This window comes from Brevundimonas aveniformis DSM 17977, assembly GCF_000428765.1.
GTDB lineage: Bacteria > Pseudomonadota > Alphaproteobacteria > Caulobacterales > Caulobacteraceae > Brevundimonas > Brevundimonas aveniformis.
This window is the reverse complement of record NZ_KE386797.1, coordinates 193,921-218,726: the sequence shown is the minus strand read 5'-3', so window position 1 is coordinate 218,726 and position 24,806 is coordinate 193,921. Positions and strand designations below refer to the sequence as shown.

Here is a 24,806-nt window from a genome sequence, read left to right as displayed (position 1 = left end):
TCTCCCTATCCGTGCGTATGGCGGCTGTAGACGTAGGATGGAATGCCCAGCCGGTTAAGATAGTCTGAAAGCACATCGCTGTAACGCCGAACTGACTGCTGTAGGTCCCTGTCCACACCGAAATCGTCGATTTCGAGGCGTATCTTCTCTCTTAGCGTTTGCATGCCGATGAACCGTCCATGCGAGTGCCAATGGGAGTTGTTGGAAAGGAGGGTAGCAATTTCTTCGGCTCTTTGCACCTTGTCATCTTCGGTGACAGCTACGCCAGGATTGGTAGTGCGGTGCACCGCCCAGTCCTTAAATTTGTATTTTGTGAGCCACTGTTTGAGTAGCGTGATCGAGAGGTCTCTAGCTTGTTCGTAAAACCGCAGCATCGCTAGATCCTGCTTTTCGAACAGCACGTACTCGGCCGGGGTGAGTTGATCGTTACGGGACTTCTCAACAAGCTCAGCCACTTTGTCGAGGTAGCCAAGTGCTGGAACGAGGTACTTCCCTTCCCTATCAGGGACTTGTGGGTCGATTGGGCCGAGCGACGAGGAGTAATCCATATAGATTTTGTCGCCAGCCATGCAGAAGATCGTACCAGCAGACATCGCCATGCGGGGTACGATGAAATAGACGTGGCCGTAGTGGTGGCGGACAACCTCGACAAGCTTTTCTACGACTTCGGCTTGGCCGCCGGGCGTCGTTAGACAAATCCCGATGGCACCCCGTTTGCCGTCTCTTGCCGCCAGCTTCTCCACAACATCTCGGAATTGCGGCACTAGTGCAGGACGAATTTCGCCATAGCAATGTATGACGTCGCATTCCAGCTTGCCTTCGATTGCCTGTTCGGCGTGCTCGACCACCTCGAAAGTTACGGCATCGAGAATGGGCCGCGACGCCCCGCTCACAGCTCCATCATCCTAGAATCGCTCCCCCCACCGGTTGCAAATGCCTACCCGGCCACTGTCACTTGAGTCGAGTCCTTCCTACTCGCCGCTGCTGAGCGGTTTAGCCTACCGTACCGGACTTGAGTGCGCCGCCCCACGGAAGATCGCGTTCAGGAAGAGGACGTCCTGGCCGTGGAGGAAGCCGCGGAAGGTGGGGTCCTGGGTGAAGGCGATGACCTGGCCGCGGCCGACGCTGTTGGCCATGACATAGGGCTTGAAGGCCAGCTGGGCGCGGTTTTCGGCCCAGAGGTGGCCGGCGACGGGCAGTTCGCGGGCCGAGACATAGCGCAGCACGTTGGTGCCCTCATCCTGGCGCAGGGGCTCATAGATGGCCGAGCCGACGACCAGCACGGTCAGGCGGTCGGGGAGGCCTGCGGACAGCCAGTGCTGGCGATCAACCTCGACCTGGGCGAGGACGCCCAGGACACTGTCGGGGGTCGCTTCGGCCGGGCGGATGGCCTCGGCGTAGTCGGCGTCGCCCGAGATGATGCGAGGGTCTGTGGACGGGGCCGGGGCGGGCTGGCCGTTGGCTGAGAGCAGCGGTTCACGGGCCGAAGCGATCATCGGGTTGTCGCCTGCCATCATCAGGTCAGCCCCCGAGCCGATCCCGACCAGGGTGCCGCCGCGCTGGACCCACTGGCGCAAGGAGGTGGCCAGGGCGGCGTCATAGGCACCGTAGGCGTCGGGCAGGATCAGCACCTGATAGCGCGACAGGTCGCGGCTCAGATTTTCGGTGCGGACGATGGAGACGGGGTAGCCGTAGCGTTGCTCCAGCACATAGCGGATGGCTCCGGCGGACTGGGGATCGGTGGGCTCGTCCCAGGCCAGGGCGATGCGCACCGGCGGCATCAGCGGTGAGCGGTCGGACGCCAGATTGGGGCCTTCGGTGACCCAGGTGTCGGGCACGCCGATGATCTCAGCATGGGCCTGGTCGGCGATGTCGGCGACCAGGGCGTCGAAGTTGTCCGGGCTGCCGGCGCGCACCAGAATGACCGAGCCGGCCGGGAAGGTCCGGTTGTCGACGGTGAAGGCCGCCTCGGGCGAGCGGACGCGGATGCCGGCGCGCAGGGCGCGGGTCAGGACACCCATGGCCTGGGAGCCGGACGGCACGACATAGGCGACCGGGTCGGCGGCGCCGGTGACCGCGCCGGGTACACCCTCGGCGGTGACGGTGGCGGTGGCGACCGACGGGGTCGAGCGGCACTCCAGGGCGTCGACACCGTAGGAACCCGGCAGCGCCCAGGCGGTGATGTCATAGATCTCGGCGTAGAGGCCGTGGCGGCGGCGGGCCTCCTGGGCCTGGACGAAGCCGTCGCGCATGGCGATGGAAGGATCCATCAGCACCTGAAGCAGGCGGCCGAGCGGCTGGCCCCGGCGGATGATGTAGTCGCCGGGGCGGTAGCTGCGGCCGCAGGCGCTGAAGCCGGCGGAGGCGCGACTGACCTCGATGCCCTGACGCGCGAGAAGGGCGGCCAGGGCGTCGGCGGAACCCGGATCGACATCGCCGCGCGCCAGGATCCAGGCACCTGCGCCGCCCTCCGACACGGCGGTGCGATAGTAGGCCGCGAAGTCGTTCAGCAGCTGGGCGCGGTTGGAAGAAGCCGTGCGGATGGTCGCCAAAGACGCCATGAAGTGGTTCCGCACCGTGGTGCGGTAGGTGAGGATTTCGCCGTTCGAGCGGCGGGCGGCCAGACCCCGGGCCGAGCCCTGTTCGTAGGTCATGCCGACCGCGCCCAGATAGGACGGCCAGCCGTCGCCATAGCCGGGATAGAAGGCGTCAAAGACCTCGCGCGTATAGTATTCGACGCCCTCGCGATCGAAGGCGGCGGCATTGCCGCGCCCGAAGATGTGCCGGGCGCGCAGCTGGGCCTCGGGCAGGAGCGGATTGAGCGGCTCGGCCTCGGGCGGGAAGAAGAAGGGATCGTCGGTGCCCATCTCATGGGCGTCGACGAGAACCTGGGGCCGCCACTGGCGGATCAGGGCGGATTGGCCGCGCGTCTCGGGCTGGGTCTGGGCGAACCAGTCGCGGTTGAGGTCGAAAAGATAGTGGTTGGGTCGACCGTTCGGCCAGGGCTCGTCGCGCTCGACGGACAGTCCGTCAGGGTCAGGTTGAAGGCCCAGCGCCTCATAGTAGCGGTTCATAAAGCGGTCGCGGCCGTCCGGGTTCTGGGTCGGGACGATGACGACGACGACGTTGTTCAGCCATTCGGCGACCTCCGGGTCGCGCGAGGCCAGCAGGTGCCGGGCGGTGGCCATGGCCGCCTCGGCCGGGCTGATCTCATTGCCGTGGACGGAATACATCAGCCAGACGATGACGGGCTGGTCGGCGGGAACGGACGTGGCACCCCGGCGCGGATCGGTCAGGGCGACGGACGCCTCGCGAATGGCCGAGATGCGCCGCAGGTTGGCCGGCGAGGCGATGATGGCGTAGGGCAGGGGCCGTCCCTCCCAAGTCTCGCCGTAACGGCCCAGGATCATCCGGTCCGGCGCTGCGGCGACCAGGGCCTCGAAATAGCGCAGCACGTCAGCTGATCGCGACAGCCGCTCACCAAAGGCATAGCCGAGCACGCGTTCGGGGCTGGGGATGGAGTCGTCGTAATTTTGACCCGAGAGCTGGTCCGACACCGTCGACTGGGCCAGCGCCGGGACGGGTGTGAGGAGAAGCGCGAGCGCGATGAGGAAACGAGCGAACATGGGGCCCCCTGAAACAGGCGGGCAGTTAGGCCGCAGGCGGGGGTGCTGGCAAGGCGGTCGGTCGGCGGAAGCGCCAGATGAGGGCCGGCAGCAACAGCAGGGTGGCGGCGGTCGAGGACAGGAGGCCGCCGAGGATGACGATGGCCATCGGCCCCTGGATTTCGCGTCCGGCTTCGCCGTTCTGGAGCGCGAGGGGAAGCAGGCCAAGGCCGGTGACCAGGGCGGTCATCAGGATGGGGGTGACGCGTTCCTGGGTAGCCTCGATCAGGGTCTCCAGGGACCAGTCACGACCTTCGTGGTGGACGACGTGCTCGACGTGGGACACCAGCAGAATGGCGTTGCGCGCCGCGACGCCGAACAGGGTGACGAAGCCGACGAGGGCACCGAGCGACAGCGTGCCACCGGCCAGCGGCAGCGCCAGGACGCCGCCGAGAAAGGCGACGGGGGCCGAACACAGAACCAGGCCGACTGAGCGCCCGTCACCCAGCGCCAGCAGCAGCAGGATGATTGCGGCGACGGCGGCCAGGGCGCAGTTGAAAACCAGCTGATTGCGGGCGCCGGCGGCGGCTGTGGCGGTGCTGTTGACCGAGGCGACGACGCCGGGCGGCAGGTGCAGGGCGGCGACGGCAGACTCGGCCTGACGGGCAACGCGGGCGACCTGAGCCGGGACGGGATCGGCGGTGACGACCTCGCGGCGGCGACCGGCCTCGCGTGAGATGACGGTGCGCTGTCCGCCCATGCCGATGTCGGCGACGCTGGACAAGGCGACCTCGCCGCCGAAGGCACCGCGTATCTGCAACTGGCTGATGGCGTTGGGGTCGATGCGTCGTTCGGGCGGGAGGATGACGGTGACGTCCACGGCACGGTCGGGGCGGTATAGCTGAGTGGCCACGGTTCCGAGATAGGCGCTGGAGACTACATCGAGCATGTCGTTGACGGTCAGACCAACGTCGCCGAGTTGTTCGATACGGGGGCTGATGCGCAGGGCGGGCGCCTCAGGCGGGGTCTGGCGGATGATGTCGCCGGTTCCGGGGATGGTCTGAAGGGCCTGGGCGACGGCCTGGCTGGCGGTGTCGAGATCGTTGAGATCCTCGCCGTAGAGGCTGACGGCGACCGCCGCCGTCTCGCCGGTGACGGATTCGCCGATGCGGTCGCCCAGGAAGGTGAGAACCTCGGTTTCGAGGCCAGGGTGGTTGTCGAGCGAGGTGTGAAGCGATGCCTCGATGCGGTCCTGGGCGGCGCCGCTGAGATGGGGGCGCAGCTCGATGTGGAACTCGCTGCGTTCCGGCCCCCAGGTGTCTTCGCCGCCCTGGGCGCGGCCGATCTGCTGTTCGACGGTCTGGACACCGTCGATGGCGAGGAACTGGGCGGTCAGATCCTGTCCCAGTTGGCGGCTTGCCGCGAGCGACGTTCCCGGCTGGGCCGAGACGCCGACGACGAAATGGCCCTCGCGGAAGGTCGGCAGAAGCTCGGAAGGAAAGAGGAAGGGCGCGACGACCATCGCCACGAGGGCGACGCCGGTGACGCCCAGCGCGATGCGGCTCTGGCCGGCGGCGCGGGTGATCAACTCGTGGGTTCGGGCCTTGAGGCGAAGGAGCCAGCGTGGTTCGGCCTCCGGGGTCCAGCCGCCGAGCGTCAAGAGCGCGAGCGCCGGGGTGACCACCACGGCCACCAGCAGAGAGGCCAGGGTCGCAAGAATGAAGGCAGCGGCCAGCGGGCTGAAGAAGCGACCCTGCAGGCCGCTGAGCAGGAGGACCGGAACCAGGGTCAGGCCGACCACCAGGGTGGCGTAGACGACCGGGCCGCGGACCTCGACGGAGGCGTGCTGGATGACCTCGCGCGCCGGCTCCTCGCCCTTGTGACGCAGGCGTCGGACAATGTTTTCGACGTCAATGACAGCGTCGTCGACAACGACGCCGAGGGCCACCGCGAGGCCGCCCAGCACCATGGTGTCGAGTGTCTGGCCGAACAGGTCCATGACGATCAGAGCCGTCAGCAGGGAGATCGGGATGCTGACAAAGGAGATCAGCACGGTGCGCATGCTGCCCATAAAGGCGAAGAGAACGACAGCGATCAGGACGGCACCGATGATCAGGTCGTCGCGCAGGCCGCCCAACGCCGTATTGATGAAGTTGGCGGGTCGGTGAAGCTCGGCATTCACAGTCACGTTGCGGGCCGCGAGCGCAGGCGCGAGTTCGGCCAGGGCGGCGTCGACGGCGCGGGTGGCGTCGAGGGTGTTGGCACCGTACTGGCTGGACAGGCTGACGAGGACGCCGGGTCGGCCCATGATAAGGGCATCGCCCAGACGCGGCTCGAAGGCCTCGACGACATCGGCGACATCGCTGACCAGCACGCGCTGGCCGGGGACGGCGCGAATGACGCCACGGGCGAGGTCGTCCGGCCCCTGGGCCTGGCCCTGTGGCGTGATGAGGATGCGCTGGGCCGGGGTTTCGACGAAGCCACCTCCGCGCACACCGGTCGCCTCGGATACAGCGGTCGCGAGGTCGGCGGGCGTGAGATTGAAGCGCGCCATGTCGTCGGGCCGCATACGGACCTCGATGCGATTGACCTCGCCGCCATAGACGCTGGCGCGGGCGACGCCGGGCGTGGCCAGAAGGCGCGGACGCACGACGGTGTCGATCAGGTTGCGCAGGGCCTCGGGCGACAGGGTGTCGCTGGTGAAGCCGATCTTGAGCAGATCCATGGTCGAGGAGGTGAGGGGGGCGACCTGGGGCGAGCCGGCGTTGGCGGGAAGGGCCGAGGCGGCCTCAACCAGACTGTCGGTCACCGTCTGGCGGGCGCGATAGGGATCGACCCCGTCATTGAAGATGACGGTGACGACCGAGATCCCCTCGATGGAATCGGAACGAACGGCGGCGATGCCCTGGCCGCCGGCGACAGACTGTTCGATCGGCCGCGTGACCAGCTGTTCGACCTGTTCGGCTGACAGGCCCGGTGCCTCGGTCTGGACCTCGACCTGAGGCGGGACGAAATCCGGGAAGACGTCGAACTTGGCCCGTGCCAAGGTCACCAGACCATAGGCCACCAGCAAGGCCGCCAGCAGGGCCACAAGGCGGGGCCGCGACAGCGACCAGCGAACAATCGAGGTGAGCATGCGGTCTTGTGAACTCCGCCGCCTGGATCGGCTGTGGCGAGCTATACGCTCGCTCGCGACCTTTGAAAGGCCGACCGCAGTGGAATTCGCGGGCGTCCTATCTTTGTTGGGAGCCTATGTCGGTTTATGGGGCCGTCATGAAGCCCTTCTGGGAAACCAAGCGACTGGATGAGATGACCGAGGCGGAGTGGGAATCCCTCTGCGATGGTTGCGGGCTGTGTTGCCTCGTGCGGTTCGAGGATGAGGAGACGCTGGAGGTGATCCCGACGCGGGTGCACTGCCAGCTGTTCGATCCCGAGCGGTGCCGGTGTTCAGACTACGAGAACCGTAAGGCGACGGTGCCGGACTGCATCAAGCTGACGCCGCAGAATGTCGAGGCGCTCGAATGGATGCCGAAGTCCTGTGCCTATCGACGGATTCACGAGGGGCGGGGACTGGCGGCCTGGCATCCCTTGATCTCCGGCGACCCGGAAAGCGTGCACCGGGCCGGGGTCAGCGTGCGTGGCGAGACGATCAGTGAATTGACCCTGGCTGACCCTGACGATGCGCTCGACTATGCGGCCTGGGATCTGACTGACGAACGCGGCTGATACAGGGGTTCGACGAACACAGTTTAGGTCCTGATAACTGATTATTTCCGGTTGCGCGTCACGCTTGGTGCGAACGGAACCCGAAGATGCCGCACGCGCGTACGACCGAATCGCTGAACCGCCTGACGGCAATTGCCGCCACCCTGTTTGATACCCCGGCCGCGACCGTCGTGTTGATGGGCGAAGACGGGATGAAGCTGAGCGGTGGGGTCAATGTCTGTCGCGATGAGGTACCGCGCAAGGCGAGCTTCACCGAGACTGCCGTGGCCTTGGGCGCAGATGCTGTGCTGGTGGTCGAGAATGCGGCGAAGGATCCCCGTTTCAAGGACAGCGAGGTTGTCTCCGGCCCCAATCATGTCCGCTTCTACGCCGGGGCGGTCATCAGCTGTAAGGACGGTCGCCGAGCCGGCGCGATCTGTGTTCTGGACATCTTTCCGCGCGAGCGGCCCGGAGATGACAAGCTCGAGGCGTTGAAAAACCTGGCCCAGATGGCGGCCGATATTCTGGACCGGGATGCAGAATTCCGGCGTCAGAAGGACCAGTTGGCCATGATCGACCTGGCCGAGACGATGTCGGGGGTCGGGCATTGGCGGCTGGATCTGGTCAGCGGAGGCGTGACCTGGTCCGATGAGGTCTTCCGTATCCATCGCAAAACGCGTGGCGAATTCACGCCGACCCTGGAGGCGGTGATCGATTTCTATCACCCGGATGATCGACCGGTGATCCATGCCCAGGTCGAGCATATGCGCGCGACGGGTGAACCGACGCAGTCCGAGTCACGTTTGATCGTGGCCGATGGCACCGAGCGTTTGATCCAGACCAACACAGCCCCGGAGTTCGGCGCCAACGGAGAGGTTACCGGCCTGTTTGGCGTGATGCGCGACATCACCGAAGAACGGGCGGGGTTAGAACAGATCCGCCAGAGCGAGCGCCGATACCGGTTGCTGGCTGACAATACCGCCGATGTCATTACCCGCGTTCGCGCAGACGGCACGGGTGGATATATCTCCCCGGCGGCCGAGCAACTGCTCGGCTGGCGGTACGAAGAGATGAGCGGCCAGTCGATGGACTATGTCCATCCCGATGACCGGAAAGACGTTCTTGAGGTTATTTCAGCGGTTCTGGGCGGATCACCGTGCCGCACGATCGTCCACCGGGCCGTGCACCGCGAAGGTCATTCGGTTTGGGTCGAGAGCCGCTTTCAGCGGGTGGAGAATGAGGCCGGCCGCGCCGACGAGGTTATCGCGGTCGTGCGCGACATCACCGAACGCAAGCGGCTGGAAGATCAACTGACGGCGGCCCTTGAGCAGGCTCAGGAAAGCGAAGCCAAGCACCGGATGCTCGCCGACCGGGCCGAAGACATCATCATCACCTATGGCTACGACACGATGGTGACCTACGCATCGCCGTCGCTGGAGCGCATTACCGGCATCAAGCCCGAGGAGATGGTCGGAACGACGGTCAACCGGTTATTGCACCCGGACGACTGGCGCGAGGTCAACGAGAAGCTGGCGGCGTTGATCCGGGATCACCCGGACCAGGACATGACGACCCAGCGATATCGTGCCTTCGTCAAGAACGGCGACGTTCGCTACTATGAGACACGCACCCGGATCGTGCGCGACGACGAAGGGCGCGTCCTCGAAATTCAGGACGTGGCCCGCGACGTGACCGAAACGCGGCGACTTGAGGAAGATCTGCGCGAAGCCGTCGAACGCGCGAGCGCAAGCGAAGCGCGGTATCGGATGCTGGCGGACCGCTCCGAGGACGTGATCGTGACCTATGGTTACGACATGAACGTGACCTATGTGTCCCCGGCCGTTGAGGCGATCACGGGCAAGAAGCCCGAAGACATTCTTGGCACGCCGGTCACCGGTCTGATTTACCCCGATGACGTGGCCGAAACGATTGCGCGGCTGACGGGCTTTATTCGGGATAACCCGGACAAGGACATATTCTCGCAGACATATCGTGGCTTCACCAAGACCGGTGAGATTCACCACTACGAGACACGCACGCGCATCGTGCGCGACAGCCAGGGACGGGTTGCCGAGATTCAGGATGTCGTGCGCGATGTGACCGAGACGCGGCGTCTGGAAGCCGAACTACTCGACGCGCTGTTGAAGGCCGAGGCCGCCGGTCAGGCCAAATCCGAGTTCCTGGCCAATATGAGCCACGAATTGAGGACCCCCCTGACCAGTGTGGTCGGGTTCGCAGGCCTGCTGAAGACGAGTTCGAGCCTGACGCCGGAAGACCGCCGGCATGTCGACAGGATTTCGACGGGCAGCGAGGCTCTGCTGAGCGTGATCAACGACATTCTGGACTATTCCAAGCTCGAGGCCGAGGCGCTGCAGCTGGATCCCCATGCTTTCCATGTCTGGGATTTCGCACACGGGGCTGGTGACCTGATGGAGGCTCAGCGAGCCGAAAAGGGTCTGAACCTGATCATCGATGTGGCCCCGGATGTGCCGGAGGTCTTGGTCGGCGATGAAGGGCGGCTGAGACAGGTCGTTCTGAACTTCCTGTCGAATGCGATGAAGTTCACCTCGAAGGGGCAGGTGAGGCTGAGCGTGGGAGGAAAGACCTGCGCCTACAACGGATGGCACCTGCGCGTAGCCGTGACCGATTCGGGGATCGGGATCGCCAAGGACAAGCTGGAGGCCCTGTTCGAGCGGTTCACCCAGGCCGACCAGTCGACGACACGCCATTTCGGAGGGACGGGGCTGGGTCTGGCGATTTCGAAGCGCCTCATTGAGGCCATGGGCGGCGACATCGGGGCCGAGAGTGAGCCGGGTAAGGGGTCGACGTTCTGGTTCGAGATTCCGGTCACCGTGTCGACGGCTTCCCGCACAGAGCCTGTCGAGGCGACCCTCAAGCCCGAAAGGCATGCGCGTATCCTGGTCGCGGACGATGCGTCGGCCAATCGGGAATTGGTCAGCGCCATCCTTGGGCAACTCGGTGTCGAGGTCGAGGTGGCCTGCAATGGGGTTGAGGCCCTGGCGGCCGTCCAGGTCATGGAGTTCGACATGGTGCTGATGGACATGCACATGCCGGAGATGGACGGACTGGAGGCAACCCGCGAGATCCGGGCGCTGGGCGGCAAATATGCGGGGCTGCCGGTGATTGCGCTGACGGCCAATGTCCAGCGTGAGCAGATCCAGACCTGTCTGGACGCCGGCATGGATGGACACCTCGGCAAGCCGATCAATATCGCTCAGCTGGCCGCCACAGTGGCGCATTGGCTTGAGACGCCGCGGCAGCCTTCGAACCCCGGTGAGCAGGCGGCGTAGGTCGGCGGTTCGCCTGATCTTCCGGGATAATATCCCATATAATCAGGACGTTTGGATCGTGTCGCCGTAAGATATTCCCCGGCCACGCTGGTCGGGTAGATTTGTGTCTGGCTCGAGAACTGGGCCGAAAGACACCCCCGGAGACATCGATGATCGACTGGCGACGGCCCTTTGGCCGGCGGCACGCGCGCGTTCGTGATGGCGACGCGTCGGCCCTATCGCGTCGCGACCTGGAAGAGAAGCAGAGCGCGGTCGGCCCGATGCTGGCCTTGTCGCATCTGGGTCGACCGGTGTGGACGCCGCGCGACTATCTGAGCCTGGCGAGAGAGGGCTTTGCCCAGAATCCAATCGTCTATCGCTGTGTGCGATTGATCGCCGAGGCGGCCGCCAGTGTGCCTCTGAGTGTTTGGGAGGGGGGTGAGCGGCAAGACGATCATCCGCTGGTCGCACGGCTGGACCGGCCCAATCCTGAGCAGTCCCGCCAGGAGCTGTTCGAGCAGCTCTTCGGCTTTCTGCAAACGGCGGGGAACGCCTATCTGGAGGCGGCAGGAGATGGACTGGAAGAGTTCTATGCCCTGCGACCCGATCGGATGCGGGTGGTGCCGGGCGCGAGCGGATGGCCGGCCGCCTATGACTATACGGTGGGCACGCGATCCCGCCGGCTGATGCGAGCAACGGACGGGTTTTCGCCTGTCCTGCACCTGAAGCTGTTTAACCCGTCCGACGATTGGTACGGGGCCGCGCCGCTGGAGGCGGCGGCCCGAGCGGTCGATGTTCACAATGCCGCCTCGGCCTGGAACAAGGCCTTGCTGGACAATCAGGCCCGACCGAGTGGGGCCTTGATCTATGGCGGGGGGCATCTGTCGGAAGCGCAGTTCGCCACGTTGAAAGGCGAGCTGGATGGTGCCTATTCGGGGCCAGGCAATGCCGGCCGCCCAATGGTGCTGGAAGGCGGCCTGGACTGGAAGCCGATGGCTCTGAGCCCGCACGACCTGGACCATGTCGAGGGCAAGCACGCGGCGGCGCGGGAGATCGCGCTGGCGTTCGGCGTTCCGCCGCAGATGCTGGGGATCCCGGGGGACAACACCTATCAGACCTTCAAGGAGGCGCAGGCGGCGTTCTGGCGGCAGACGGTCGTGCCGTTGGTGGGCAAGACGGCGGGCGCGATGACGGCATGGCTGAAGCCGCGCTTTCCCGATGTGGAGATCACGCCGGATCTGGAGGGTGTGCCGGCGCTGGCGGCGGAGCGAGAGGCCCTGTGGGCACGGCTGGAGGCGGCGGGGTTTCTGACGCTGGAGGAGCGGCGGCGGATGGCGGGGGTGGGGTAGGGAGTAGGGAGTAGGGAGTAGGTCAGGCCTTGCTGGTCAGCTTGGAGATGAGGGCCCGAAGCATCCGGCCGACTTCGTCGGCCTGGTTGAGAAGAGGCTCCATGTCGGTAGGTTCGGCAAGGCCGACGCGGGTGGCGAGGATCAGGTGAGTTTCCAGTTCCTTGAGCGATCCCTGGGCAATTCGCAGGAAGCTGACGTAAGCGGGACGGGTCTGGCGTCCGTAGCCTTCAGCGATGTTCGCCGGCACGGATGCGGCGGCGCGCCGGACCTGTGAGGTCAGGGCGAACTGCTCCTCGCGCGGGAAACGTTTTGAGACAAAGTAGGTCTGTTCGGCTAGGTCCATCGCCTTCTGCCAGACGATGAGATCGCGGTAGCCGTCGATCTTGCCGCTCATGCATCCCCCTACTGCCTACTCCCTACTCACTAAGCCCTCTGTGAATGGAGGTGTCCATGACGGACGAACTAACCAAACGCTGGCCCGCGGCGGTGCTGGTGGCGGTGGCGGTGCAGGCGGCTGCGGCGCTGATGTGGGGTGGGGCGGCGTCGGCGCGGATCGCGGCGCTGGAGGCGCGGGCGGATCGGCAAGGAACGGTGATCGAGCGGCTGGCGCGGCTGGAGGAGCAGGTGGCAGCGACGCGGGCGGCGGTGGAACGGATGGAGCGGCGGATGGAGGGCCGTCGTGGCTGAGATGGGGGTCGAGGGATATGCCTCGCTCTGGCATGTCGCGGACCTGAACCGGGATGTGACGGTGAAGGGGTGTTTTGAAGCCAGTTTACGGGCGCGCAGCGTTGGCGGGGTGCGGATGCTGCACCAGCATGAGGACGCGCCGGTCGGGGTCTGGGACGAGATGCTCGAGGATGAGCGCGGACTGTTCGTGCGCGGGCGGGTGATGGACTGGTCGGCTGGGGCGCGGCTCTGTCAGTCGCTGGTGAAGGCCGGGGCGCTGGACGGGCTGTCGATCGGATTTCGCGCGGTGGCGGCGCGGCGGGATGGGGCGCTGCGGGTGCTGACGACGGTGGATCTCTGGGAGGTGAGCCTGGTGACGTTTCCGATGCTGCCGGGGGCGCGGCTCAGCCGGTCAGGGTCGCGAAGTAGCTGACGAAATAGATCACCATCAGGACGGCAACGAGGATCGGCACGGCGATCTGGACCCAGCGGTTACGGAGGAAGATGGCGGCCAGGCACAGGCCGATGCCGGGGAGGGTTCCGGTCAGGGTGGCCACGTCGAAATGGCCGATCATGATGGTCATGTTGAGCACGGCGCCGAGGATCAGATAGCCGATGAGGGCGGTGATGTAGCGGCGGCGGTTCTGGAGGTGGAACGACCACAGATCGACGCCCTGGCCGGGCTCGAAATCCGGCGTGGACAGGACGGCGGCGTAGAAGAGCGAGGCGGCGGCCGACAAGACGGTCAGGAGCGACAGCAGAGTCCAGGTGCCCTGGTCGCGGATCATCCAGAGGCTGCCCCACAGATCGACGTGGGAGAAGAAGATGATGACCAGCCACAGAAGGTAGGTGGGCGACCAGCGAACGGTCGCGCCGCGCTTCATCAACTCGGCGTGGTTCTCCAGCAGCTTGGCGATGCCCAGAGACAGGATCACCGAGACCAGAACCATGACGTATTCGAAGACGGTCATGCGCGGCCCTCCCTGTCACGGGCTGGAGATTGGCAGGATCGACCTGGCGCGGGAAGGGTCAGCCGAATTGCCCAGTCTGGCGCGAGGCGAGGGCCTGGTGAATGCGGTCCAGCGATTTGGGCTGGGTCAGCAGGCGGGCGATCCAGAAGGCGATGATGGCGGGGAAGATAAAGCTGCCCTCGCTGAGGAAGCCGATGATCACCGCCAGGGTCATGAGGCCAGCCCAGATACCGATCTTGAGCGTGGTCTTGTCGACGCCGGAGGCGATGGCCTGTTCGGCGGAAGACGGCGCGGAGGCGGGCATGGGAGCGGCTTGGGTCGGAGCGGCAGTCTGGCGCTGGACGGACACGGTCGGCGGCGGCTGGATCGGCGGTGTCGATCGCCCCACGCGGACGTCGCGCTGATCGCCCTTGGCCAGCGACCTGTCCCTCTGGCGGAACAGGGCCGGGTCGATCGCGTGGGAGCGACCCCTGTCGTCGAGGTAGAAGAGTTGGTCGGCGCGAGCGGTCTGGAGGTCCAGCCCGGAGATGTCCTGGCCGTAGGCGTCGGCGATGAGCGCGACGAGGCGTCCGCGACGAAGCTGGAGCTGGAAAGCGATGGGGTGCGGCAGGCCGTCCACCATGGCGTGGACAGAGCCAAAGACGCCGCTGGGGCCACGCCCGCGACCGGCGCGAACGCCGGCCATGCCGGTGCGGCGCACGAAGCTGGACGGGCCGCGATAGAGGCGGTCGGGCGTGGCCTCGTCGGCGAGGCCTTCGAGTTGCGGCAGGTCCGGCCCGAGCTCCCAGGCAAGCGCCTGGAGCGCGGCGCGCTCAAGCCGGGAGAAGGGCGGGATCGGCTGGTCGCGGCGACGGGTCAAATCGGACTCCCGAACGGGCCAGGATGCGTCGGTTTCGTCATGCGACGTTGGATCCTGATCCGTCTGACTGATCGCTGAGGGGCGACCTGAAATTCTGTAGTTTGCGGCCCGCTCCGACGAGCCGGATCCACCGTCTCCCACGCGGAGAGACGTCAACACTAGGGGAAACCATGAAAGAGACCAAACAGGGCCTCGCCTCGGCTGAGGCGCGGGCGGCGATGCATGAGCTGATGGGGGCGTTCGAGGCCTTCAAGGCGGCGAATGACGAGCGGCTGGAGGCGATCGAGCGAAAGGCCGGCGACGGCCTGCTGGAGGAGAAGGTGGCGCGCATCGACCAGGCGGTCGGGGCGGCGCAGGACCGGCTGGAGCGGTTGAGCGCCGAGGCGCGGCGGCCACAGATCGCCGGTGCGGTGGAGGCAGACCCCTCCACCGCTTCGCGGTCCTCCTCCCCCCTGCTGCGCAGCGGGGAGGAGACGAAATCAGCGTTCGCGGGATACCTGCGGCAGGGATCGACCGGCGGGCTGATCGAGGTGAAGGCCGGCCTGTCGACGGGCGTGAATTCGGGGGGCTATGTGGTCCCCGAGCAGGTCGAGCGGCTGATTGAAAGGCGGCTGATGGCAGCGTCACCGATGCGGGAGATCGCGACGGTCAGGACCGTGGCCGGCGGGGTGTTCAAGAAGCCGGTGTCGACCGTCGGGGTCGAGAGCGGCTGGGTGGCCGCGACGGCGGCCCGGCCGGAGACGGACCCGGCGACCTTGCAGTTGCTGGAGTTTCCGTCGGCGGATTTGTACGCGAGCCCGGCGGCGACGCAGACCCTGCTGGATGATGCCATGGTGGACCTGGACGAATGGCTGGCCGCCGAGGTCGAGGACGCCTTTGCGGCGCAGGAAACCGACGCCTTCGTCAATGGCGACGGGACGAACAAGCCGATGGGCTTTCTGTCTTATCCGATTGCGGCGGATGCGACCCAGGACTGGGGCGAGATCGGCTATGTGGCGTCGGGTGCTTCCGGGGCGTTTGAGGCGACCGATCCGGTGGATCGGCTGATTGACCTGATCTATGCGCCGCAGTCGCAGTACCGGGCCAATGCGCGGTTTGTGATGAACCGGCGAACGGCGGGGATTATCCGCAAGTTCAAGGACGCGGACGGCAACTATGTCTGGAGCCCGGCGACGCAGCCGGGGGCGACCAGCTCGCTGCTCGGCTATCCGGTGACGGAGATCGAGCAGATGCCGGATGTGACCGCGGATAGTCTGTCGATTGCCTTCGGCGACTTCCGGCGCGGCTATCTGATCGTGGACCGGGCCGGGGTGCGGGTCTTGCGCGACCCCTACACGGCCAAGCCCTATGTGCTGTTCTACACGACCAAGCGGGTCGGCGGCGGGGTGCAGAACTTTGACGCCATCAAGGTGATGAAGTTCGCCGCGAGCTGAGGCGCGCAGGGGCTCTGTCTCCTCCCCATCGGGAAGCCGACGGGGAGGCAGGCTCGCTGAAGGCGAGCCGGAGGGGACTGCCTCCGCCGCACCGGCACCTCGCGGCGGCCGGCCCCTCCACCCCTTCGGGGTCCCCCTCCCCATGAGATGGGGAGGAGACGCGAGCGGCGACATTCGAGGAAAATTAGGATGACCGAACCGGTGACCCTCACCGAGGCGAAACTGTTCCTGCGCGTCACGCACGACGCCGAGGATGAGCTGATCCAGACCCTGATCGCGGCGGCGCGCGAGCGGGTCGAGGCGGCGACAGGGCGAACGATAGACGAGACGGCGTCGGCGGCTCTGCGGCTGGTGGTGCTGAAGCTGGTCCATGCCGCCTATGAGGGCGAGGCGGACGGCGAGGCTGAGGCCTGGCTGATGCCGTATCTGGCGGTGCGGCTGTGAGGTCGTACCGGACCCTGGCGCAAGTGTTTGAGCGGAGCGAAACCGAGACGGAGTTTGGGGGACGGACGGTCGACTGGACGCCGCTGGGCGAGCTGTGGATTGCCCTGTCATCCCCACACAGACGCGGGGATGGAACCGGTGATCTGCGACCGGTCATGACCGAGATCCGCCTTGCCCAGTCACGATCAGATGCGCGCGTGCAGGCGGGGCAAAGGGTGGATTGTCTGGGTGTCGAATGGTGGCTCGTCCACGTCGATCAGGACCAGCCGAAGATGGGTCACATGACCCTGACCCTGACGAGAGAAGTCTGATGCCTCTGGACCCTGAGCGCGCCTTGCAGAAGGCGCTGATCGCGCGGTTGCGCGCAGATGACGGGGTGACCGCCCTGTTGATTGCGCCCGGTGCCGTCTTTGATGAGCCGCCCCAGGACCCAGGCTGGCCGCATCTGGTGATCGGGCGCAGCGAGAGCCGACCCTATCCAGCGGACGGCGGGGCGACCGAGCATGTCGTGACCCTGACGGTCCGGTCGCAGTTCGGCGGCAGCGAGGAGGCCAAGGCGATCAATGCGGCGGTTCGAGCGGCCCTGACGGCGAGTGAACTGACGATCCAGGACGGTCGCGTGGCAACGATCCGGGTGACCTATCAGGACGTGTTCCGGGCGGCAGACTGGAAGACGACGCTGGGCGTGACGCGTGTGCGGATTGTGACGGAGGCTGACTGATGGGTGTGCAGGCGGGCAAGGACGTCTTGCTGAAGATTGGCGACGGCGCGGAGCCGGAGGCGTTTGTCACCGTCGCGGGATTGCGGGCGCGGACGATCGCGCTGAATGCGCGGACGGTCGATGTGACCGACGCGGATTCAGCCGGGCGGTGGCGAGAGCTGCTGGCCGGGGCCGGGGTGAAAGCCTGTTCGGTGGCAGGTCAGGGCGTCTTCCGCGACGCGACGTCGGACGCGGCGGTGCGCGAGGCCTTCTTTGAGCAGGCGGCGAAGACCTGGCGACTGATCGTCCCCGACTTTGGAGCCATCGAGGGACCGTTCCTGGTGACAGGCCTGGAGTACGCCGGCGACCATGCGGGGGAGGCGACGTTTGCGCTCAGCCTGGCGAGCGCGGGCGAGCTGACGTTCGAGGCCCTGTGATGAACGCGGCGAGAGGTGAGGCCGAGGTCGTGATCGACGGTGAGCGGGTGCGATTGTGCCTGACGCTGGGGGCTCTGGCGGAGATTGAGGCGGCGCTCAACGTCGAGGGCGTCAGCGGCCTGGTAGAGCGGTTGCGAACCCTGCGGTCCGGGGACCTGGCGGCGGTGCTTTCGGCTCTGATCAGCGGCGGCGGACGGGAAGCTGAGGCGGCGCGGCGGCTGGCAGGTGGGTGCGACCCCAGGACGGCGGCGGCGGCTGTGGCCCGCGCGTTTGAGGCGGCAGCGTGAATGTGCCCTGGGGTGAAATGATACGACGGGCCGCGCTGTTCGGTGTGGAGCCGGCAGCGTTCTGGCGTTTGTCGCTGAAGGAATGGCGGTGGCTGGTGGGCGGCGGTGATATGAGCGCGATGACGGGGGCGGAGCTGGAGCGGTTGGCGCAAGCGTGGCCGGATGAGGCATCATCCGACGCCCGATCGTTTGCTGCGGTCGGTCCCCCCACCTCTTCGGGATTCCCCTCTCCACCGCTTCGCGGCAGGGAGGCGGCAGATGTCTGAGGCTATGGACGATCTACCGATCAAGGCGGCCGAAGCGGCCGAGGCGCTGGAGCGGCTGAAGGGCCCGGCGGAGGATGCCGCGCGGGCGATTGAAGCGAGTTTTGAGCGAGCGGGCGAGAGCCTGGTCCGGTCGCTGGCGCGGGCGGCGGCGGACGGGGAGGTCACTCTGGCGGAGCTGGCGCGAGCGGTGCTGGCGGCGGTGAATGCCCTGGCCGGAGCGGGTGGCGGCAAGGGGCTGGGCGATGCGCTAGCGCAGGCGGTCGGGTCAGTCTTCGGTGGCTCGAAAGCCGACGGCGGGTTGGTGATGCCGGGGGCGAGCTATCTGGTCGGGGAGCGCGGGCCGGAGGTGTTTCGGCCCATGACGGGAGGAACGGTTGAGGCACCGGGCACCGGTGGTGTGACGGTGAACGTCACGGTGCACGGTGGCCCGGAAGCATTGCTGCGTTCCGAAGCGCAGATCGCCCAGGCTCTGACACGGGCGGCGCGAATGGGGCGGCGTGGCTAGATCGCGGAAGGTGGGCGCGGGGTCGGAATCGGTCCGTACTGGTTGGTTTGCTGCTGGGACGGCATGAGAGACACGACCAACAGGAAGACGTTGCCGAACGGGACGAGGCCCAACAGGTAGAGCCACCCCGACATTCCGACATCGTGCAGGCGCCGGACATAGACGCAGATGCTGGGAATGAGCATGGCCAGCATCAGCAGGCCGAAAACCGCAAAGCCCGTACCGAACATAGCCATGGCGGCGTCCGATTCCATCGAAGGATCGGTCACGGCTGCTGCGACGAGGCCGATCAGGATCGGCGCAAAGGCGAAGAGGTTGGAGAAGAGGGCGAAACCCCAGAACTCCTTACGACGCGCCCGACCGCTACCCTGGGCGTAATGGCTGGTTATGGCGCGAACGAAGTAGTCCCAGAGGGACAGGTCCTCCCCCGTATAGTCCTGCCGGACAGCCGGGGCGTAGGATGGAGTTGCGGCCGGGGCCGGAACGGCCAGGGCGATGACCTCGCGCGCATAGCCCTCGGCGGGCACGAAATCGACGCTGGCCCCGACAGCGGGGAGATCGCCCCGGACGTCCATGGCTGAGAAGGCATATCGGTTGCCGTCGTCGCCGCTGATCAGACCACCACCTGTTTCGGCGTCAAAAGACAGGATCAGTCCGCGCATTTCAGTCCCCGCATTCGGCTCCCCGATGTCTGGGGAGCGACCGGCATCAAGTCAACAGGATATCAGGAGCCCACGATGAGCTTTCACGAGGTGAGCCTGCCTGCGCGGTTGGCCTTCGGGTCGACCGGAGGCGTGGAGCGGCGCACGGAGGTTGTGACCCTGGCCAATGGGTATGAGCGGCGCTCGACGCCGTGGGCGCATGGGCGCAGGCGGTTCCTGATCGGGGCGGGGTTGCGGTCGCTGGCGGACATGCAGGCGTTGACCGCATTTTTCGAGGGCCGGCGAGGGCGGCTGTACGGGTTCCGGTTTCGAGATTTCGCGGATTTCAGGAGCGGGGCCGGCGACCCGGAGCCGGGCGATCAGGTCATTGGCGACGGCGACGGGGCGCAGACGGAGTTTCAGCTTTGCAAGGGTTACGGCGACTATGAGCGCGTGATCCGCAAGCCGGTCGAAGGGTCGGTGCGGATCGCGGTGGATGGCGTTGAGTTGGCGGGTGAAGCGTTCGGTGTGGATCTCACGACCGGTGAGGTAACGCTGGCGACGGCACCGGGTGAGGGTGCGGTGCTGACGGCGGGGTTCCTGTTCGACACGCCGGTCCGGTTCGATGCGGACCGGATCGACGTGACGCTCGAGAGTTTCGAGGCCGGTCGGGTGGCGGCTGTTCCCCTGATCGAAATCAGGATCTGACCCATGAGAGAAGTACCGGAGGCGCTGGCCACCCGCATCGAGAGCGGGGTGGCGACGATGTGCCATGCCTGGATCGTGACGCTGGCGGACCGCGGGCGGCTGGGCTTCACTGACCATGATGAGGCGCTGGAGATTGAGGGCGTCGGCTGCCGGGCGAGTTGCGGCTGGACGGCGGGCGCGGCGCATCAGGAGCTGGGGCTGGAGGCGGGGCAGGCGGCAGCGTCCGGCGTGCTGGATGTCGAGGGGCCGGTGGAGGCCGAAATCCGGGCCGGGCGCTGGGACGGGGCCCAGGTCGAAATCTGGCGGGTGGATTGGCAACTGCCGGACCTGCGGGTGCGGCTGGGCGTCGGGCTGGTCAGCCGGGTGGTCACGGCGGGCGAGCGGATCACCCTGGAGATCGAAGGGCCGATGGCGCGGCTGGACCGGGTGGTCGGGCGGACGTTCAGCCGGCTGTGCGATGCGGTGCTGGGCGACGGGCGATGCGGTGTCGATGTGGAGGCGTTTCCGGGGCTGGCCTGCGACAAGCGGTTCGCGACGTGCGGGAGGGTGTTCGGCAATGCGGCGAACTTCCGTGGATTCCCCGACATGCCGGGTGATGACTTTGTCTTCGCGCGACCGGGCACGGGCGGGCGGCATGACGGCGGGAGCCGGCGGTCGTGAGCGTGCGGGAGCGGGCGCTGGTCGAGGCGATGAGCTGGCGCAGGACGCCCTATCAGCATCAGGCGAGCGTCAAGGGTGTGGGCTGCGACTGCCTGGGTCTGGTGCGCGGAGTGTGGCGGGCGTTGTACGGCGCGGAACCGGAGGCGGTTCCGGCCTATCGGGCCGACTGGGCCGAGGTGTGCGGCGAGGAACGTTTGCTGACGGCGGCGCGGCGGTGGCTGGTCGAAGTTCCGGTCGAGCAGGCGCGGCCCGGCGACGTGGTGCTGTTTCGCATGAGCCCGCAAGCCGCCGCAAAACACTGTGCCCTTATCAGCGAGGCGGGGCCGCCGGGACGGATCGTCCATGCCTATTGGGGGCGGGCGGTGACGGAAAGCTGGCTGGGCGAATGGTGGCGGTCACGGATGGTCGCGGCCTTCGCGTTTCCCCAGATGGAGGAGTGAATGGCCCAGGTGGTTCTGGCGGCGGTCGGCAGCCATTTCGGTGGGCCGGTCGGCCAGGTGATCGGTTCAGCCATAGGCGCGCAGGTCGACCGGGCGGCGATCCAGTCGTTGATGCCGCCGCGCCAGATCGGGCCTCGACTGGAGGCGCTACGGGTTCAGGGGGCCGCGGAAGGAAGCCCGATCTCGGCGGCGTTCGGGCGGGTCCGCGCCGTCGGCCAGATCATCTGGGCGGCTCGGTTTCGGGAAGGCCGGAATGAAGGGCGGGCCGGCAAGGGCGGGCCTCGGACGGTGGACTATTCCTATTCGCTGAGTTTTGCCGTTGGGCTGTGCGAGGGGCCGATCGACGGGATCGGACGGGTGTGGGCGGACGGACAGCCGTTCGACGTCAGCGGCGTGACCATGCGGGTGTATCGCGGGGCGGCCGACCAAGAGGCGGATTCACTGATCGATGCGGTGGAGGGTGAGGCACCAGCTTACCGCGACCTGGCCTATGTGGTGTTCGAGGACCTGCCCCTGGGACCCTTCGGCGACCGGGTCCCGCAGTTTGCGTTTGAGGTTTTCCGGCGTCCGCGAGGCGACACCGAGCGGCTGGAGGATCGGCTGGAGGGGGTCTGTCTGATCCCCGGATCGGGAGAGTTCGCCTATGCGACAACGCCGGTTCTGCGTCGCGAGGGGCTGTTTCGAACGGCGGCGGAGAATGTGAACAATCGGCAGGGGCAGGCGGACCTTGTGGTGTCGCTTGACCAGCTCCAGGCCCAGTTGCCGAACCTGAGGCGGGTGACCCTGGTGGTGAGCTGGTTCGGGGATGATCTGAGAGCAGGCGAATGTTCCGTCAGGCCGAAGGTAGATCGAGCGGCCAAGGATACGGCGGGGCTGGACTGGTGCGTGGCCGGGCTGGGCCGGGAGGACGCCGAGGCGGTGTCGGACATCGCTGGAGAACCAGCCTATGGCGGAACGCCGTCGGATGCGGCGGTGGTCGAGGCGATTGCGGAGCTGAAGCGGCGGGGGCTGGAGGTGACGCTGCTGCCGTTTCTGATGATGGATGTGCCGGCGGGGAACGGCTTGCCGGATCCGTATGGCGGGGGCGAGCAGGGGGCCTATCCGTGGCGCGGGCGGATCAGCTGTCATCCGGCACCGGGGCAGGTCGGATCGCCGGACGGGACGGCGACGGCGGATGGACAGGTCGGGGCGTTCTTTGGGGATTGCGAGGCGGCGGATTTCAGCTGGGACAGCGGGGCGGTTGCCTATTCGGGCGGGGCGGAATGGTCGTGGCGGCGGATGGTGCTGCACTATGCCTCGCTGGCGGCGGGGGCTGGGGCGGATGGGCTTTTGGTTGGTTCGGAATTCCGGGGGCTGACCGCAGTGCGCGGTGCGAGCGGCTATCCGGCGGTCGATGCGCTGCGGGCGTTGGCGGTCGATTGCCGGGCGGTCATGGGGTCGGACGCCCTGATCACCTATGCGGCGGACTGGAGCGAATGGAACGGGGTGCAGCACCCGGATGAGCCTGGCGGCTTTGTGTTTCACCTCGATCCGCTGTGGGCCGATCCGGCAGTGAGTTGCGTCGGCGTCGACTGGTATCCGCCCGTTTCCGACTGGCGTGATGGGGCCGATCATCTGGACGCGGCGGCGGGTTGGTTGAGTGGGACAGATCGGGCCTACCTGGAAAGCCGGGTGCAGGGCGGCGAGGCGTTCGACTGGTTCTATGCGGACGATGCTGCTCGGGCGGTGCAGGACCGGACGCTGATCACGGACGGGGCGCACGACGAGCCTTGGATCTGGCGGGTCAAGGACCTGGCAGGGTGGTGGGCGCGTCCGCACCATGACCGGCCCGACGGCGTGAGGAGTGCGACGGCGACGGATTGGACTCCGGGCATGAAGCCGATCCGGCTGATCGAGTTTGGATGCGGGGCGGTGGACAAGGGGGCGAATGCGCCGAACCTGTTTCTGGACCCCAAGAGTGCCGAAAGCGCAGTGCCGCCGTTTTCGAACGGTCGCCGGGACGACCTGATGCAGCGGCGATTGGTCGAGGCGACGCTGGCGGCGTTTGAGGATGAGGCGATCAATCCGGCGGCGACGGAATACGAAGGGCGGATGCTGGCGGCGATGGACGCCTGGTGCTGGGATGCCCGCCCGTTTCCCGACTTTCCGGCGCGGGAGGATGTGTGGGCGGATGGGCCGAACTGGCGGACGGGGCACTGGCTGAACGGGCGTCTATACGGTGAGGCGGCAGACCTGATCGTTGCCATCGCGGCGCGGGCGGGGGTCGAGGCTGATGCGGTGGACGTCTCCGGCGTTGATGGGGTCGTTGAGGGTTATCTGATCGAGCGTCCGATGACGGCGGGGGCGGCACTGGGGCCGTTGCTCCTGGCTCTCGGCCTCGAGGCGGCGGAGCGGAGTGGCCGGCTGACCTTTTTGCGGCGCGGCGAGACGCTTGTGCTGGAGGACGCCGATCTGGCCCTGCCGGACCAGGGCGTCGGTAACGAGACGCGCCGCCGTGTGGCGACGGCTCCGGCAACGGCGCGGTTGAGGTTTATCGATGGCGGGGCCGACTATGAGGTCGGGGCCGTCGTGGCGCGAAGCGAAGACCCCAGTGATGCAGAGACGCTGACCCTCGATCTACCAATGGTGACGCATGAGGGTCCGGCGGAGGCGGTCGCGCGGACAGCCCTGCTGCGGGCGTCAGCGGATCGGGAAGACCGGCAGATCTTTCTGGCACCGCTGGCCGGGCTGCGGCTGGAGGCCGGGGATCAGGTGAGGCGACCCGACGAGGCGGCTGCCTGGCGCGTGCTGAGGATCGACGACGATGAAGCCTGCCGGGCCACGTTGGGGCCAGTTGTTGATCGGATCGAGGCGGACGGCGAGGGCTGGCGACCCAGTGACCCGACGCCGACACCGGGAGCACCATGGCTGTGCCTGCTGGATCTACCGGGAAGGGCGGACGATGATCGGTTGCTGGCTGCGGTCGCTGGAGTGCCATGGCAGGCCATGGACCTGTTCGCCGGGCCGGACGCAGACAGTCTGACGGCCCGAGCCCGTGTCGAGCGGCCGGCGACGGCAGGTGTGTTGATGTCTGACCTTGGGGCGGGGCCGGTCTGGCGTTGGGACAGGGCCAATACAGTCGAGGTTCGGCTGGAAGGGAGGGCGCCGGAAAGCCAGGGGCCGATGTCCGTTCTGAGCGGGGTCAACCGGTTGGCTGTACAGGCGTCGGATGGCGCTTGGGAGATTATCCAGTTCACGACCGCGACGCTGGTGGCCGAAGGGCACTGGCGACTGAAGGGACTGTTGCGGGGGCGAGCCGGAACGGAAGCTCAGGCTGCGTTGGGGGCAGAGGCCGGTGCCGTCGTCGTCGTGCTGGACGACCATTTGGAGCCGGTCGACCAGACCGAGGCTGAGCGTGGCCTACAATTGATGTTCCGCGCCGCACCGGCGAGCGGACCGCCCGGCGGCACGGCGATGACGGAGATGGCGGGGCGCTGGCAGGGTGTCAGTCGCCGTCCGTGGGCGCCGGTCGGTCTGAGGGCGCGTTGGGTAGACGGCGGAAACCGCGAGATCCGGTGGATTCGACGGGCGCGGGTGGGTGGCGACGGTTGGGATCTGGAACCGCCCCTGGCCGAGGAGCGAGAGCTCTATCGGGTCGAGATTCTGGCAGATGGCGATGTGGTGGCGACCTACGAATGCGATCAGCCGGTCCTTGTCTGGACAGCAGCCATGCAGGCCGTAGCCCTGGACGGGATTGATCCAGATCAGGTGTCCGTGCGGGTGGCCCAGAGATCGGCCGTCTGGGGATGGGGTGCGGCTACGCAGCGGCTGATCTGACAGTCTGCACTTGCAAGGCTCGCC

At 66.8% G+C, this 24,806-nt stretch carries 24 protein-coding genes; 17 read left to right on the top strand and 7 right to left on the bottom strand.

Translation table 11 applies throughout. From position 1 onward, the window contains the following. Positions 1 to 5: 5 nt before the first annotated feature. The 3 genes from G391_RS0113165 to G391_RS14945 all read right to left on the bottom strand — a co-directional run bounded on the left by G391_RS0113165 (position 6) and on the right by G391_RS14945 (position 6,741). Positions 6 to 893 (bottom strand): SDH family Clp fold serine proteinase, encoded by an 888-nt coding sequence (locus tag G391_RS0113165; protein ID WP_035304566.1) that lies wholly within the window; start codon positions 891 to 893, stop codon positions 6 to 8. Between the two features lie 105 nt (positions 894 to 998). Then, positions 999 to 3,626 (bottom strand): M14 family metallopeptidase, encoded by a 2,628-nt coding sequence (locus G391_RS0113160; protein ID WP_029087927.1) that lies wholly within the window; start codon positions 3,624 to 3,626, stop codon positions 999 to 1,001. 25 nt (positions 3,627 to 3,651) lie between these two features. After that, positions 3,652 to 6,741 (bottom strand): efflux RND transporter permease subunit, encoded by a 3,090-nt coding sequence (locus tag G391_RS14945; RefSeq protein ID WP_035304564.1) that lies wholly within the window; start codon positions 6,739 to 6,741, stop codon positions 3,652 to 3,654. Positions 6,742 to 6,878: 137 nt separating this feature from the next. Here G391_RS14945 and G391_RS0113150 point away from each other — a divergent pair, with 137 nt between their 5' ends. From G391_RS0113150 to G391_RS0113140, 3 genes are all read left to right on the top strand, one after another. Then, positions 6,879 to 7,331, top strand: coding sequence for a YcgN family cysteine cluster protein (locus G391_RS0113150; RefSeq protein WP_035304621.1), 453 nt, complete (start codon positions 6,879 to 6,881; stop codon positions 7,329 to 7,331). A gap of 86 nt (positions 7,332 to 7,417) precedes the next feature. Further along, on the top strand, positions 7,418 to 10,621 hold the full coding sequence (locus G391_RS15335; protein WP_051257395.1) for a PAS domain S-box protein: 3,204 nt from the start codon (positions 7,418 to 7,420) through the stop codon (positions 10,619 to 10,621). 260 nt (positions 10,622 to 10,881) lie between these two features. Then, entirely contained in the window at positions 10,882 to 11,949 is a 1,068-nt protein-coding gene (locus G391_RS0113140) for a phage portal protein (protein ID WP_051257409.1), read from the top strand. A gap of 22 nt (positions 11,950 to 11,971) precedes the next feature. Here G391_RS0113140 and G391_RS0113135 read toward each other — a convergent pair whose 3' ends face one another. Further along, on the bottom strand, positions 11,972 to 12,343 hold the full coding sequence (locus tag G391_RS0113135; RefSeq protein ID WP_029087924.1) for a four helix bundle protein: 372 nt from the start codon (positions 12,341 to 12,343) through the stop codon (positions 11,972 to 11,974). Positions 12,344 to 12,399: 56 nt separating this feature from the next. Between G391_RS0113135 and G391_RS0113130 the strand changes: the two genes are divergently transcribed. After that, positions 12,400 to 12,636 (top strand): hypothetical protein, encoded by a 237-nt coding sequence (locus tag G391_RS0113130; RefSeq protein WP_029087923.1) that lies wholly within the window; start codon positions 12,400 to 12,402, stop codon positions 12,634 to 12,636. A 1-nt stretch (position 12,637) separates the two neighbouring features. Next, complete coding sequence (locus G391_RS0113125; protein WP_035304562.1) at positions 12,638 to 13,048, top strand: HK97 family phage prohead protease; 411 nt, start codon at positions 12,638 to 12,640, stop codon at positions 13,046 to 13,048. Here G391_RS0113125 and G391_RS0113120 read toward each other — a convergent pair. Together G391_RS0113120 and G391_RS15330 are read right to left on the bottom strand one after the other, a co-directional pair. After that, entirely contained in the window at positions 13,020 to 13,586 is a 567-nt protein-coding gene (locus G391_RS0113120; protein WP_029087921.1) for a hypothetical protein, read from the bottom strand. The two genes, G391_RS0113125 and G391_RS0113120, sit on opposite strands and share 29 nt — an antisense overlap. A gap of 58 nt (positions 13,587 to 13,644) precedes the next feature. Next, positions 13,645 to 14,445, bottom strand: coding sequence for a hypothetical protein (locus G391_RS15330; protein WP_029087920.1), 801 nt, complete (start codon positions 14,443 to 14,445; stop codon positions 13,645 to 13,647). 170 nt (positions 14,446 to 14,615) lie between these two features. Between G391_RS15330 and G391_RS0113110 the strand changes: the two genes are divergently transcribed. The 8 genes from G391_RS0113110 to G391_RS0113075 all read left to right on the top strand — a co-directional run bounded on the left by G391_RS0113110 (position 14,616) and on the right by G391_RS0113075 (position 18,517). After that, positions 14,616 to 15,878, top strand: coding sequence for a phage major capsid protein (locus tag G391_RS0113110; RefSeq protein ID WP_029087919.1), 1,263 nt, complete (start codon positions 14,616 to 14,618; stop codon positions 15,876 to 15,878). Positions 15,879 to 16,067: 189 nt separating this feature from the next. Continuing rightward, a complete protein-coding gene (locus G391_RS0113105) occupies positions 16,068 to 16,322 on the top strand; it encodes a head-tail connector protein (protein ID WP_029087918.1) in 255 nt (84 codons plus the stop codon). Further along, the gene (locus G391_RS0113100) at positions 16,319 to 16,633 is read left to right on the top strand and encodes a hypothetical protein (protein ID WP_156893963.1); all 315 of its coding nucleotides are present in this window, start codon (positions 16,319 to 16,321) and stop codon (positions 16,631 to 16,633) included. The genes G391_RS0113105 and G391_RS0113100 overlap by 4 nt, the downstream gene beginning before the upstream one ends. Further along, a complete protein-coding gene (locus tag G391_RS0113095; protein WP_029087916.1) occupies positions 16,633 to 17,043 on the top strand; it encodes a DUF3168 domain-containing protein in 411 nt (136 codons plus the stop codon). The genes G391_RS0113100 and G391_RS0113095 overlap by 1 nt, the downstream gene beginning before the upstream one ends. Beyond that, positions 17,043 to 17,459, top strand: a complete 417-nt coding sequence (locus G391_RS0113090; RefSeq protein ID WP_029087915.1) for a phage major tail protein, TP901-1 family — start codon at positions 17,043 to 17,045, stop codon at positions 17,457 to 17,459. The genes G391_RS0113095 and G391_RS0113090 overlap by 1 nt, the downstream gene beginning before the upstream one ends. Beyond that, the gene (locus tag G391_RS0113085; protein WP_029087914.1) at positions 17,459 to 17,746 is read left to right on the top strand and encodes a GTA-gp10 family protein; all 288 of its coding nucleotides are present in this window, start codon (positions 17,459 to 17,461) and stop codon (positions 17,744 to 17,746) included. The genes G391_RS0113090 and G391_RS0113085 overlap by 1 nt, the downstream gene beginning before the upstream one ends. A gap of 17 nt (positions 17,747 to 17,763) precedes the next feature. Then, on the top strand, positions 17,764 to 18,012 hold the full coding sequence (locus G391_RS15515; RefSeq protein WP_084169260.1) for a phage tail assembly chaperone: 249 nt from the start codon (positions 17,764 to 17,766) through the stop codon (positions 18,010 to 18,012). Continuing rightward, positions 18,005 to 18,517 (top strand): hypothetical protein, encoded by a 513-nt coding sequence (locus G391_RS0113075; RefSeq protein WP_029087913.1) that lies wholly within the window; start codon positions 18,005 to 18,007, stop codon positions 18,515 to 18,517. Before G391_RS15515 ends, G391_RS0113075 begins: the two co-directional genes overlap by 8 nt. Here the strand turns inward: G391_RS0113075 and G391_RS0113070 are convergent. Continuing rightward, positions 18,514 to 19,179, bottom strand: coding sequence for a DUF805 domain-containing protein (locus G391_RS0113070; RefSeq protein ID WP_029087912.1), 666 nt, complete (start codon positions 19,177 to 19,179; stop codon positions 18,514 to 18,516). The two genes, G391_RS0113075 and G391_RS0113070, sit on opposite strands and share 4 nt — an antisense overlap. Before the next feature lie 75 nt (positions 19,180 to 19,254). On the opposite strand from G391_RS0113070, the gene G391_RS0113065 reads away from it, so the two are divergent. The 4 genes from G391_RS0113065 to G391_RS0113050 are packed head-to-tail and all read left to right on the top strand — an operon-like array spanning position 19,255 to position 24,782. Further along, positions 19,255 to 19,866, top strand: a complete 612-nt coding sequence (locus tag G391_RS0113065) for a DUF2460 domain-containing protein (RefSeq protein WP_029087911.1) — start codon at positions 19,255 to 19,257, stop codon at positions 19,864 to 19,866. 3 nt (positions 19,867 to 19,869) lie between these two features. Further along, positions 19,870 to 20,526, top strand: a complete 657-nt coding sequence (locus G391_RS0113060; protein WP_029087910.1) for a baseplate hub domain-containing protein — start codon at positions 19,870 to 19,872, stop codon at positions 20,524 to 20,526. Continuing rightward, positions 20,523 to 20,966 (top strand): NlpC/P60 family protein, encoded by a 444-nt coding sequence (locus tag G391_RS0113055; RefSeq protein ID WP_029087909.1) that lies wholly within the window; start codon positions 20,523 to 20,525, stop codon positions 20,964 to 20,966. Before G391_RS0113060 ends, G391_RS0113055 begins: the two co-directional genes overlap by 4 nt. Continuing rightward, positions 20,967 to 24,782: a baseplate multidomain protein megatron gene (locus tag G391_RS0113050; RefSeq protein WP_029087908.1), complete on the top strand. Its 3,816-nt coding sequence runs from the start codon at positions 20,967 to 20,969 to the stop codon at positions 24,780 to 24,782. It begins immediately after the preceding gene. The last annotated feature ends 24 nt before the right edge of the window (positions 24,783 to 24,806 follow it).